10 protein-coding genes and 2 tRNA genes are annotated in these 13267 nt (G+C 42.1%); 4 read left to right on the top strand and 8 right to left on the bottom strand.

Going from position 1 to position 13267, the window contains the following annotated elements; translation table 11 throughout:
* Positions 1 to 48 precede the first annotated feature (48 nt).
* The 6 genes from AY605_RS06075 to pyrC all read right to left on the bottom strand — a co-directional run bounded on the left by AY605_RS06075 (position 49) and on the right by pyrC (position 6277).
* A complete protein-coding gene (locus tag AY605_RS06075; protein ID WP_064095555.1) occupies positions 49 to 1479 on the bottom strand; it encodes an amino acid permease in 1431 nt (476 codons plus the stop codon).
* A 131-nt stretch (positions 1480 to 1610) separates the two neighbouring features.
* Positions 1611 to 1763 carry a hypothetical protein gene (locus AY605_RS15065; RefSeq protein WP_171254922.1) on the bottom strand — a complete coding sequence of 51 codons (153 nt, stop codon included), beginning with the start codon at positions 1761 to 1763 and terminating at the stop codon, positions 1611 to 1613.
* A 78-nt stretch (positions 1764 to 1841) separates the two neighbouring features.
* The gene (locus AY605_RS06070; RefSeq protein WP_064095554.1) at positions 1842 to 4337 is read right to left on the bottom strand and encodes a TonB-dependent receptor plug domain-containing protein; all 2496 of its coding nucleotides are present in this window, start codon (positions 4335 to 4337) and stop codon (positions 1842 to 1844) included.
* Positions 4338 to 4502: 165 nt separating this feature from the next.
* Positions 4503 to 4578: transfer RNA gene (locus AY605_RS06065), tRNA-Glu, on the bottom strand.
* 20 nt (positions 4579 to 4598) lie between these two features.
* The gene (gene rnt, locus AY605_RS06060; protein WP_034438210.1) at positions 4599 to 5258 is read right to left on the bottom strand and encodes a ribonuclease T; all 660 of its coding nucleotides are present in this window, start codon (positions 5256 to 5258) and stop codon (positions 4599 to 4601) included.
* On the bottom strand, positions 5243 to 6277 hold the full coding sequence (pyrC, locus tag AY605_RS06055) for a dihydroorotase (protein ID WP_064095553.1): 1035 nt from the start codon (positions 6275 to 6277) through the stop codon (positions 5243 to 5245). Before pyrC ends, rnt begins: the two co-directional genes overlap by 16 nt.
* 152 nt (positions 6278 to 6429) lie before the next feature.
* Between pyrC and AY605_RS06050 the strand changes: the two genes are divergently transcribed.
* Positions 6430 to 7701: a GGDEF domain-containing protein gene (locus AY605_RS06050; protein ID WP_064095552.1), complete on the top strand. Its 1272-nt coding sequence runs from the start codon at positions 6430 to 6432 to the stop codon at positions 7699 to 7701.
* Positions 7702 to 7775: 74 nt separating this feature from the next.
* On the opposite strand, the gene argG is transcribed toward AY605_RS06050, so the two are convergent.
* Positions 7776 to 9116 (bottom strand): argininosuccinate synthase, encoded by a 1341-nt coding sequence (argG, locus tag AY605_RS06045; protein WP_064095551.1) that lies wholly within the window; start codon positions 9114 to 9116, stop codon positions 7776 to 7778.
* A 247-nt stretch (positions 9117 to 9363) separates the two neighbouring features.
* Here argG and AY605_RS06040 point away from each other — a divergent pair, with 247 nt between their 5' ends.
* The 3 genes from AY605_RS06040 (at position 9364) to AY605_RS06030 (ending at position 12078) form a co-directional block, all read left to right on the top strand.
* Positions 9364 to 9717 carry a hypothetical protein gene (locus AY605_RS06040; protein ID WP_064095550.1) on the top strand — a complete coding sequence of 118 codons (354 nt, stop codon included), beginning with the start codon at positions 9364 to 9366 and terminating at the stop codon, positions 9715 to 9717.
* 147 nt (positions 9718 to 9864) lie between these two features.
* Positions 9865 to 11901 carry an NADPH-dependent 2,4-dienoyl-CoA reductase gene (locus AY605_RS06035; RefSeq protein WP_064095549.1) on the top strand — a complete coding sequence of 679 codons (2037 nt, stop codon included), beginning with the start codon at positions 9865 to 9867 and terminating at the stop codon, positions 11899 to 11901.
* Positions 11902 to 11988: 87 nt separating this feature from the next.
* Positions 11989 to 12078, top strand: a tRNA-Ser gene (locus AY605_RS06030).
* Positions 12079 to 12208: 130 nt separating this feature from the next.
* Here AY605_RS06030 and AY605_RS06025 read toward each other — a convergent pair.
* Complete coding sequence (locus tag AY605_RS06025) at positions 12209 to 13180, bottom strand: methyltransferase (RefSeq protein WP_064095548.1); 972 nt, start codon at positions 13178 to 13180, stop codon at positions 12209 to 12211.
* Between the last annotated feature and the right edge of the window lie 87 nt (positions 13181 to 13267).

Raw genomic sequence — 13267 nt, 5'->3', positions numbered from 1 at the left:
AATTGGGTTTATTAAAGAGAGAAAAATCTCTATACCGAAGTCTAAAAATTAAGCTTTGTTATGATAGAGCCAGTAATAACTTGCATAACATGCTGCCATAAACAGCAAACAGCCAATAAAGCCGGACAGCATTTCAGGATCAGCCGCCATACTTAAACCTGTTGCGGTACAGCATACAAAACCTAAAATTGGTACAAGTGGAAACCATGGTGTACGGAATTTAAGATCAGACAGCGCATGACCAGATTTGAGCCACTGGCGACGGAAATTAAACTGGCTCCAGCAAATGCTCATCCAGACAATAACCATAGTGAATGCGGCAACACCCATCAGGTTCTTAAAGATCACATCAGCACCGAACTGTTCAGACAGTAAGCCCGGTAAACCCCCAATCATGGTTACCCAAACCGCAATATAAGGCACACCTGATTTACTGACTTTGGCAAATATTCGGGGCAAATGATTTTTTGAAGAAAGTGCCCACATCATACGTGAAGCGGCATATAGGCCGGAGTTTGCAGTAGAAAGCAGGGCAGTGATAATCACAAAACGGATAAAGTCTTCTGCATAAGGAATGCCCATCTGGGTAAATACCGAGACAAATGGACTGCTACTCAGGCCACCATGACCACCGACTTGCAGACCTGCATCAGTATAAGATAGTAGTGAACTGATAACGATAATGGTGCCGACAAAGAAAATAATCAGACGCCATACCGCAGCATGAATCGCCTTAGGTACATTTTTCTCGGGATTTTCAGTTTCACCTGCAGCGATTCCGATCATCTCTGTACCGTTAAAGGCAAAGTTTACGATCAGAAGGGTGGTAAATAGGGGAATCAAGCCATTCGGCAACCAGCCATGCTCGGTCAGATTGCTAAACAGTGGTGCAGATTCATAGCCCTGGAAAGGAATAAATCCAAAAATACATGCAAAACCCAGAATGATGAAAATCAATACAGTGGCAACTTTAATCATTGATAACCAGAATTCAGACTCGGCAAAGGTGCGGGTTGAACTCAGGTTAGATAACAGGACCCCGCCAGCAAAGATTAATGTCCATAACCAGATGGAAGTTTGCGGGAACCATTCCTGCATCAGAATGGCAGCGGCCGTAAACTCTGTACCCAAGGTCGCGGACCAACCCAGCCAGTACATCCAAGACACCATATAGCCGGTACCCGGACCGATATAATTTGTGGCGAATGCACCAAAGGAGCCGGATACTGGCAAATGTACTGCCAGTTCACCCAGGCAGAGCATGACCATATAAGCGATCAGGCCACCAATAATATAGGCCAGTACGGCACCGAGCGGACCAGCTTGGGAAATCACTTCACCTGAGCCCATAAATAGCCCGGTACCAATCGCACCACCCAGAGAAAGCATGATCAGATGGCGTGTGCCCATGGCACGTTTTAACGACGGAGTTTGACCCTCAACAGACGAATGCTGTGAAGGTGGAGAGGGAGATTGCATAACTAAATCGAGAGAGGAGATTCAAAAGAAGTATTTTAGTTTTAATTATATGAAATATCACATAAATTGAAATTTCCCCATAAAGTTGTTTTTTAATTTAAAAAATAAATCTTTGAAAAGATCACTCAAAATTAGTGATCTGGAGTTTGATATTGCTCAGGCTGAGAGTTTTTATCTGGCGTTGTCACTGTCTCAGCAGTGTTGTTATCATCACGGTTGACGATATAGAGATATAGCGCGGATGGGGCTAAAATCAGTAAAACCAGTAAAATCTTTTTTAACATGACACAAAGGCACAATATGAAATCGCATTAATTATAGCCTAAGCAAATGAAAAAGAGCAGCAGGTACCTATTCAGGCTCTAGAATTTAAAAGTGACATCTGCAATAAATTGGCGGCCAATTTGTGGATAGGCAACACCCGAATCCAGATAGAAATTATCACGATTCGTCACATTGTTAATCGTTAAACCTAAAATGGCTTTAAGGTCCTTATTTAAAGGAATATCATAGGTCGCCCTTACATCCCAGTAGAAGGTATTTTTGGTGGTGTATGGGGTATACATATCATATTGTTCATTATTTTTATCAGAATAACCTTTTGATATTTTCTTCATGGCATCCACTTTGCCCTGGTAACTGATGAAGTTATTAATGCTTAAAGGAATCCGGTCAAATTTAATATTCCAGCCTAAACGTGTTGTCCAGGGAGTATTAAAGATTTCAGATGGCTTATCTTCAGCATTGATCAATTTACCATCGTAGTAGATGATGGGTGTGCCGGTATAATACGCTGTGCTGTATGAGTCGAAGTTACGCTGGGTTTCAGTATAATCTGCATTTAGGCTGAACAAATGCTGTGTGCCAACTAACTTCAATGGGCGAATGTTAATCAGGCTTAAGGTATAAATATTTGATTCAGATTTACCTTCATTATCATAAGTATAGCTAAAGCGATTGGTTGAAATGGCTGGATCTTTAACTGATTCTGTGCGGCGAATCTGGTTCTTATTTTTACGATTAACCCATTTTAGACCAATACGGCTATTTGCATATTCAGCATTGATTCCGAACATGGTTTCATCTGCATAAGGGGTATCAAGCTGCGAACGATAAGTAAAAGAACCGGCATATGCTTTTTCTTTCCAGTCGGCTGATAGGTTGTCACGTGTTTGGCGAATGATCAATAAACCTTTTTGATCTTGTAATTCATTATAAAAGGCATTTAAACCATAGTAGCGGTTCCAGCCAGTGGTAAAGGATAATTGTTCATTAGCAAAAGGTTTAAAAACAAATGAGCTACGTGGTGCAACATTATTATTTTTAGTTAAGCTGTCATAGTCTGCACGAAAGCCAAGTGTTGCTGTGAAGTATTTGTCCCATTGAATCTGATCCTGTAAAAATGCATGCCAACGGTCTTGCTGTACCTCAATTTTACCTGCCAAATAAGAGGTGCGATTTTTTAGAAACTGTCCGTCTTGGCCATTTCCTTCATCACATGCATCATATTTATGACCAGTATTTGAATAACAGCTGAGATTGGCAATATTTCCAGTCGCACTAGAATAAATGCTTGTTGTGACAGGACGTTTCCAATGAGCATTATAGTGTCCATATCCTCCGCCCATTTTGAACGTATGGGTCGTATGCTGGGTTTGAATGGGTTCAAATAATGCCTTAAGACTATATTCTAGTTTTTCCTCCTGCTGCTGAGTGCTGCCGAAGCTGCCTTCAATTTGCATACCCGAGGACTTCCAGTTTTTGGTTGATGATTTCAACCAGGAAATATTATCTGTCGCACTTTTACGGTTTGCAGTCTGCGTTTGATAATTGGCTTGTTGCTCAAGTTCAACTGAATTCAATTTATTTTTTAAGTTGATATAGAAACTTTGGCTGTCTGATGTATGTGAGCTTTGGGAGTTATGAGTGGATGAAAGAAAATAGTCACCACTCGATTCCATAAATTGTGTGCCAATCTTTAAAACCGTATTGTCACTGGGAGTATAGAAAAACTCTATACCTGCATTGTTTGAACCTCGTTTTTGTTCATAAGAATCTGGGTTATCAATACTTGTTTTTAAAGGAATATCTGCACGGCGATATGAACCAAATGCATTGAAACCCAAACTTTCAGCAAGTTTGCCATAAGACGTTGCACTGATCCCTTGACGTGTAAAGAAAGGTTGTTTGCTTTCACTGGTGGAATTTTCAAATTCTTCAGCTGCTTCTTTACTAGGGAAATTGATGTCTGACCAATGATCAGAAGTATAGTCATAGCTCAGGCTGCCATGAATTTTACCAATTTCGGTTTGGGGAACACAGGTTTCTGCACTGACTACGCCACCTGTGAACTCACCAAATTCGGCACCCACATTGCTATCAAGTAGGGTGATTTTACACAGCAGATCGGCATTAATTGTCACCGTTTGTGAACTTCCCATTATTTCATTCAGGGTATTACTTTTTGCGTCACTACCTGGATTAATATTGTTATTAATGCTGAGGCCATTGATCAAAAACTTATTATCGTAGGGTAGGCTGCCATTAATACTGATATCCGTCGCGTTGAGTTCGCCTTGCTGCAATCCACTACGTGCGTTTGAATCAAATTGTACATTCGGATTAACTTTTAATAATTCGGTGATGGTCTTAGAGCCATTTGGTATTTGCTGTATGTCCTCTTTATTGTAAACCGTTTTCCCCACCTCATTTTCTGTTTTAGCTTGAATCACAATGGTGGAAAACTTAACAGAAGCTTGTGATTTGACGTGTTCTGATTGATCGGATTTTTCAGCAAAAACAGTTGAACTCAATGCAGTTAAAACCGCAATAGAAAGTGGGGAATAAGCAAAACGCATGAGAGAGCTTGATTATGAGAAAGATAATGTAAGTAATTATCATTAACTATGGCGTGGTAATCAATGAAAATGAGAATTATTTCCATTAATAAAATAATGAATGTTCATGAATTAATCAGCTTGAGGTGCTGGTACAAGATATAGGAAGAAAGAGAAGAAGATAGATGGCGTCCCTACGGGGATTCGAACCCCGGTTACCGCCGTGAAAGGGCGATGTCCTAGGCCTCTAGACGATAGGGACGTTTAGAAGATGGCGGTATCTTATTGATCCGCCACCAGAGTGTCAAGCAGGTGAGGTGCGAGTTTGTTTAAAATATAGCAAAACAGTTCAGCGGTCTTCTGCGTATCATATAATGCAGAGTGAGCCTCTTTGCCATCAAACTCGATTCCAGCCTGGATACAGGACTTCGCCAGTACGGTCTGACCAAACATCACCGCACTTAAAGTCACTGTATCGAAGACAGAAAAACTATGAAACGGGTTCTGGTTTTTGGTTCCGGTACGGGCAATCGCGGCCTGAAGAAAACCTAAATCGAAATGTGCATTGTGTCCGACTAAAACCGCATGGGTACAGTTTTGCTGGCGACGTACTTCATTCACAGATTTAAAAATACGCTTAAGCGCAGTTTTTTCATCTTCAGCCATGGCGATTCGCATCGGATTAGAGGGATCGATCCCAATAAACTCCAGCGAACGGCGGTCGAGGTTTGCCCCTTCGAAAGGATTGATATGTGCATGGTAGGCTTGACCTGGCACAAATTGACCATCTTCATTATAAACAATCGGAATGGCCGCAATTTCCAGCAATGCATCAGTCTGTGCATTAAAACCTGCAGTCTCGACATCGACAACTACAGGTAAGAATCCACGAAAACGTTGACCAATGATTGGGAGAGTTTCATTTGTCACACTTTTCTCCATTGAATGGTTTTACCCGCATAGAGAGGGATAATCTGTTCACCATCCAGGTAGTTTAAACTTTCAGGAATCACTTGATCTTCTTTGATCAGGGTAATAGTGCTGGTATTACGTGGCAGGCCATAGAAGTCTGCACCAAAATGGCTGGCAAAACCTTCCAGGCGCTCAATTTTACCCACCTGATCAAATGCCTGAGCATACAGCTCAATGGCAGTCGGCGCACTATAACATCCTGCACAGCCACACGCATTTTCTTTTGCATTTTTTGAATGCGGCGCGCTGTCTGTTCCCAGGAAAAATTTAGGATTACCGCTGGTTGCGACTTCCAGCAAAGTTTGCTGATGCGTTTGACGCTTTAAAATTGGCAAGCAGTAGAAATGCGGCTTGATCCCACCGACCAGCATGTCATTTCGGTTAAACAATAAATGTTGCGGGGTAATGGTTGCAGCGACATTACGGTCTTGCTCGAGCACAAAATTTGCAGCTTCACTGGTGGTAATGTGTTCAAGTACCAGTTTTAGCTTGGGAAACTGTCTGAGTAAGGGAGCCAGTACTTCATCCAGGAAGCGCTTTTCACGGTCAAAAATATCCACATGATTATGCGTTACTTCGCCATGCAGTAATAAAGGCACTTGGTGTTCTTCAAGCTGTTCAATTACGCCGTAGACCTTGCTCATATCGCTCACACCGCTATCGGAGTTGGTGGTCGCACCTGCAGGATAGAGCTTGATGGCATTGACATACGCAGATTCTTTAATCTTCTTAACTTCGCTTGCCGGGGTGTTGTCAGTGAAATACAGCACCATACGTGGGTCAAAATTTATCCCTTCAGGCACATGGGCCATAATACGTTCACGATAGGCATTGGCTTCCTCCACGGTTTTAACGGGTGGCACCAGGTTTGGCATGCAAATGGCGCGAGAAAACTGTTTGGCTAAATCAGGAACGGTACGTTGAAGTGCTAAACCATCACGCAGGTGAACGTGCCAGTCATCTGGCTGGAGAATCGTAATCGTATTCAAGGCAAATTCAGTCGAACAAATAAAGTGAATGATAATCCATCTATAGCAAAAATGGTAACGAGAAAGCGCTACAAAATAAGGGATATCTATAATTTAATTTCAAAAAGTATGTTATTTTAGAATTACTAAAAAAATTACATAAATACTTGGCAATGGAATACAAGTACAGTCTAGCGAAATTACAAGATAATAAAGAAGACATAGAAAAATTGATCACACGACAAAGTCAGCGTGTAGGTCCGGTCTTCCCTCAAAATCTGGAACAAGAATTCTGGACAAAAAATCTGGAACGTGCCCGTAAACATGTCGAAAAATATGTTTGGGGCGGAGTATTGGCTTATTTTATTTTTTTAGTGGTGATCATTCCTACAGATTACTGGATTATCAGCAAAGAACATTTCGTACATGATTTTGTGTTGTGCATGCTGGGTCTCATCAATGGCTGCATCGCATTAACCCTCTTTTATATGTTTTCCTGTTTACCCAAAATCAGGCGGTTTTTCCCGCAGGCATCAATGCTGCTGGTATTTTGGATGCTGGTTTCAATTTCGTGTATTACCATGTCGATTAAAACTCCAGCTTTACAGCATCAGTCGATGGCAATTGTCACCATTATTTATATTCTGGGATATGTTCTAACCGGTATCAAGCCTGTACAGATACTGGTGACAGGACTGGCTGCAGCAGCTACCACGATTATTGCTTTATCAATCATGTCCATAGAATTTAGCCCCTTGGTTTTTGGGCGTATCCTGATTGGGAGTTGCTTGCTGGGTTATGTGATTAGTCATATGATTTTTGCACGTGAACGTGTGATCTTTCTCTATAGCATTCGTGCCAGAATCAGTGAGCAAATCCAGCGTATTCATACCACCGAATTATTACATTTAAGCCAGTATGATGAGCTGACCAAGATTTCGAACCGACGGACCTTTGATGAGACACTGGAGGTCCATTTCGAACGTGCTCGCCGTGAGGAAACGGCTTTGGCGATTCTGTTTATTGATGTAGATTTCTTTAAAAATTACAATGATTTTTATGGACATCAGAAAGGTGATGACGTTATTTCAAGCATTGCTAAAACGATCAAGAATGCGATCCGGCATATGGACTTTGTCGCACGTTATGGCGGAGAAGAGTTTGTGGTCCTCTTGCCTGAAACAGATGCGCATGGTGCTTATGCAGTGGCATCAAATATCTTTAAAGCGATTGACCGGCTGGAAATTCCACATGAAAAATCCTCAGTTGCGAAACATATCACTATCAGTTTAGGTATTACTGTCTATCGTGGTGAGGATGATATTGATAAAGATGCATTGTTGGGAATCGCGGATCAGGCGCTATATCGTGCCAAGCAGCTTGGACGCAATCAGATCTATTATCAGTCCACTCGATCAGTCAATTCAGATATCGCAAATGGTTAGAAATTCTAAATATCTATAAGCATCACCAATAAAAAACCGCGCTCAAGGCGCGGTTTTTTTGCTAAAGACAAAACTTAGTTTTTGTCTTTCAGTTGTGGCACTGCAGATGCTGTACCGACTGCGAGTAAACCTGTCTCTGTATAAATGCCCAGTTTCGCGCGAGTATCTGTAATATCCAGGTTACGCATAGTTAACTGGCCGATACGATCCATCGGCGAGAACATGGAATCACCTTTCTCCATAGTCAAACGCTCAGCTTCATAAGTGAGGTTAGGAGATTCAGTATTCATAATGGTGTAGTCATTACCGCGACGAAGTTCAAGCGTCACTGTACCGGTAACTGCTTTAGCGACCCAACGCTGTGCAGTTTCACGCAGCATCAGCGCTTGAGAATCGAACCAGCGACCTTGGTAAAGCAGACGACCTAAACGTAAACCGTTAATACGATATTGTTCGATGGTATCTTCGTTATGAATACCGGTCACAAGACGTTCATAAGCAATATGAAGAAGTGCCATACCCGGAGCTTCATAGATACCACGAGATTTCGCTTCGATAATCCGGTTTTCGATCTGATCCGACATACCCAGACCATGACGGCCACCGATACGGTTTGCTTCAAGAATGAACTCAACTGGATCTTCGATACGTTGACCATTGATGGCCACAGGGAAGCCTTCTTCAAAAGTAATGGATACTTCTTCAGGTTTGATTTCTACTTCTTCTTTCCAGAACGCAACGCCCATGATTGGCTCAACGATTTTGATGCCTGCATCCAGGTATTCAAGATCTTTGGCTTCGTGAGTCGCACCTAACATATTGGAATCTGTTGAGTATGCTTTCTCTTTTGACATTTTATAGTCAAAACCGTTGTCGATCAGGAACTGTGACATTTCTGCACGGCCGCCTAATTCGTCAATAAACGTCTGGTCTAACCAAGGCTTATAGATTTTAAGATTCGGGTTAGTCAACAAGCCGTAACGATAGAAACGCTCAATGTCGTTACCTTTATAAGTAGAGCCGTCACCCCAGATGTTCACGTCATCTTCTTTCATGGCAGTAACCAGCATGGTGCCTGTAACTGCACGACCAAGCGGGGTCGTATTGAAGTAAGGAACACCACCAGTAGAAATGTGGAACGCGCCACATTGAATTGCTGCAATACCTTCTAATGCAAGCTGTAAACGGCAGTCGATTAAACGTGCTTTTACTGCGCCATAAGCTTCAGCTTTTTTTGGAATCGCATCGTAATCGTCTTCGTCTGGCTGACCCAAGTTAGCTGTGTAAGCATAAGGTTCAGCGCCTTTTTGTTTCATCCACAAAAGAGCAGCAGAAGTATCTAGACCACCAGAGAAGGCAATACCAACTTTTTTACCTACTGGGACATTCTGCAAGATAGTTGCATTATCAGACATTGTTCATCCTAATGATATGAAATAGGCACGCCAGAATTGGTGGCCTGAAAAAATACATATTGCATCAATTGTATCATTAATTTATTTAGGTTTGCTTTAGAAAAGAAAAACTCGTTTTAAAATCTCTATTCAATAGACTTAAATAATCATAAATCGCACAATTTTGACCAGAATCCTGCTAAAAAATTAAAAATTCGCTATATTCAGCGCATAAAGTTAAAAAATCAGATAAATGAGGAATAAAATCATGGCGTCTCCTATTCCACCATTACCTAACTTAAATCCAAAAACCAAGAATGAAACGCTGGCACTGTTGCATGGGATTTATGCCGGTTTGCTGGTTTTTAGTACGATTGCTTTTTTATATCTGGAATATCAGCAATCCACGATTTCCATGCTGAGTCTGGGAATGATCCTACTAATTTTGTTGATACTGATTGTTTTAAATATACAGGCCTGTCTCAAGGTTAAGCTGGGGAATGGTTCAGGGCGGACATTATCCAGAGTGATGGCAATCCTCATGCTGTTCAGTTTTCCGATTGGGACAGTATTGGGTGCGATTGCATTATGGAAATCCAGTGCACGGCAATGGCAGCAATAATTTAATCGCGAATGTTCGACATGAATATGCCAATTGGTATTTGTGCCTGAGAATGCAGACCTGATAGTCATAAAAAGCCCCTAAAAATCAGTTAAAGTACCTTTATAAGATTTAAGCTATTAGCCAAATAAAAATCAGGGATATGTTATGACTACGACGCGCTATGCCAATATTTTAAAACCACTTCATCTGGGTTTCACCACCATTAAAAACCGGGTGGTAATGGGATCGATGCATACTGGTCTGGAAGATCGCTTTTATAATTATCCTAAACTGGCAGCTTATTTTGGCGAACGTGCAAAGGGTGGTGTGGGTCTGCTGATTACAGGTGGAATATCGCCAAACCGTCAAGGCTGGTTGTTGCCGGCGGGCGGTACCATGAATACCTTGGGCGATATTGCACCGCACCGCTTGGTGACGCATGCAGTTCATAAGCATGGCGCCAAAATTCTTTTACAGATTCTGCATGCCGGACGTTATGGCTATCAGCCTTTTGTGGTTTCGGCCAGCCCGATCAAATCACCAATTTCTCCTTTTAAACCGCGTGAAATGTCAGATAAACAGATCCTGAATACCATTCAGGATTATGTGAAAACTGCCAGTATTGCCAAAAAAGCCGGCTATGATGGCGTGGAAATCATGGGTTCTGAAGGCTATTTGCTGAATCAGTTTTTAAGTCGTCATGTCAATCAGCGTACTGACCGTTGGGGCGGCCCGATTGAAAACCGGATGCGTTTTGCCGTAGAAATTGTTAAAGCGATTCGCGCTGAAATTGGTGAGAAATTTATTATCTGTTTCCGTTTGTCGCTTCTCGATTTGGTGCATGATGGCAATACTATGCAGGAAGTGATTACCGTAGCTAAAGCATTGGAAAAGGCCGGAATTACTTTACTTAATACCGGTATTGGCTGGCATGAAGCGCGTATTCCGACTATTGTCACTTCTGTGCCGCGAGCAGCTTTTGTCGATTACACCGCTGAAGTCAAAAAACATGTTTCGGTGCCAGTGATTGCGTCTAACCGCATCAATATGCCAGACACTGCCGAAGCGATTCTGGCTTCCGGTCAGGCAGATATGGTACAGATGGCACGTCCACTTTTGGCAGATGCGTTCTGGGTCAATAAAACTGCAACCAATCGCGTTGATGAAATCAATACCTGTATTGCCTGTAATCAGGCCTGTCTGGATCATACCTTTAAAAACCAGCGGGCAACCTGTCTGGTCAATCCACGTGCCGGTTATGAAACCGAACTGGTCTATGTCAAAACCAAAAAACCAAAAAGTATTGCAGTGATTGGAGGAGGAGTTGCGGGTTTATCAGCAGCCACAGTCGCTGCCAGCCGTGGCCATGATGTGACGCTATTTGAAGCCAGTCACGAAGTAGGCGGGCAGTTTAACCTGGCTAAAGTGATTCCGGGGAAAGAGGAATTTCACGAAACAATTCGCTATTTTAAGGTGCAACTGGAAAAAACCGGAGTAGATGTACGTTTAAATACGCGGGTAAACCGCGAGCAGTTGGAGCGTGAAGGTTTTGATGAAGTGATTGTGGCTACAGGTGTCGTGCCACGTGCCTTGAATATCGAAGGCAGTCAGGCACCACAAGTCTTGTCTTATGCAGAAGTGCTACGTGGAGCACCTGTCGGTGATCGTGTTGCGGTCATTGGCGCAGGCGGGATCGGTTTTGATGTGTCCGAGTTTTTATTAAAGCCACCGCATCAGATACAGCCGCAACCCGTAAATGAATGGAAGCGAGAGTGGGGTGTAGATTCCCAACCAGATTATGTGACTGAAGGCGGGTTACAGCGAGCTGAAGTAGAACCTCCGGTACGGGAAATTTATCTGTTACAGCGTAAAAAAACAACACTTGGTGCAGGGCTGGGCAAGACTTCAGGGTGGGTACATCGTGCCCAGTTAAAAAAACATGCAGTACGTATGTTGCGCGGTGTGCAATATAAATCTGTTACCGATGAAGGTTTATGGATTGAGGTCGATGGCCATGCTCAATTATTGCGTGTGGATAGTATTGTGGTATGTGCAGGCCAAGAATCGGTGAAGGATCTGATGCCGCTTAACGGGGAAAATACCTTGGCGCAGTATCATATTATTGGCGGTGCAAAACTGGCAGCTGAACTGGATGCCAAGCGTGCTATTCGTGAAGGAGCGGAATTGGCAGCAAAATTGTAGCGATTTGATGAAACTATATCCAGTTGATTGCATTCACTGTAATTTTCACTTGTCAGTCGGATAAAAGCTCCGTATTATTGCGCACATGGAAGCGTGGCAGAGCGGTTTAATGCACCGGTCTTGAAAACCGACGAGGGTGTGAGTCCTCCGTGAGTTCGAATCTCACCGCTTCCGCCAAATTTTAAAAACCCCAGTCGAAAGATTGGGGTTTTTTATTACTTTAAGATTTTAATAGAATGCTGGAAAATAAACGGGATTCGAAGAAAACCACCATTTAAAAAATCAATAATTTATAAATAGATATTTTTCAAGCATGTACTTCAATCTTGATCAGAGCCAAAGCAATTCTTTCCACATGTTGGTAAGCCGGCTGCTCTAGCTCTTCACCAAAGATATCCGGGTCAATTTCTTCATAGGACCAGATTATATTTTGATGCTGTTTCATCGAATCTTTAAGATGCTGCAAAAATAGATTGCCATGTTCAGTCACGGTCACACCGGTATATAGGAATAAACGTCCACCAGAATTCAGCCGTTGTATACCTTCTTTTATAATCCTGAATGATAAATCACAGCCATCCAGTTTATTACCGCCATGCCGGTATTGACGTTGATCTGGATCAATTAAATACGGCGGATTAGCAAAAATTAAGTCAAAATTCCCCTCAAGATTGGAAAATAAATTACTTTGAACCGGATGAATATGATTTAAGCCGGCAAAACTGATATTAATCTGGCTATAGAGCAAAGCTTTGGGATTCAGATCAGCAACCATGATTTCATTATTATCTGGAAAATGTCTGGCGAGGCTGATCGCAGCTGCTGACGTACCACAGCATATTTCTACGGCCCGTTTAAAAGGATGAGGCTGAGTGGCTAGATATTGCTTAAGATGATAGACAAAGCGATAAGTATCCGGACCAAAAAATACTGCATCCTGCTGAGTGGTGGGAAAAGCAGAATGAATAAAGAGTTCATTATCAAGTGAAGAAACCCGAACCTGACTCAAGTATTGGCCTTGCTGTAGCTGTAGAAGTTGATGTTCTTGCAATAATTCAAACAGGACGGGATCAAGATCAGTTTTCTTGAAACCTAGATTCCAGCCAAAGATATCCTGAAGGGTTCTATGCTTATAAATTTCATTCTTTTTTCGCTCCAGAATTCGCTGATGTGAAAGCGGGGTAATGGTTGTAAAGTGATAATCTTGTTCTTTTAAAAAGGCTAATAAATAAAGCAAAGCTTGTTGTTGGCTGTTTTGAATCTCTAAAATCTGGTTCATACTGATATGCTCTTCTATTTATTTAACCTAGATGAAAAGGTCAATTCACTTTATGCCTATAAAAGACAATATCAAACTAGTCATGAA

It is taken from the genome of Acinetobacter sp. SFD (assembly GCF_001647575.1).
GTDB lineage: Bacteria > Pseudomonadota > Gammaproteobacteria > Pseudomonadales > Moraxellaceae > Acinetobacter > Acinetobacter pecorum.
Note: the sequence above shows the minus strand (reverse complement) of the source record. Positions and strands in the feature narration are given on the sequence as shown.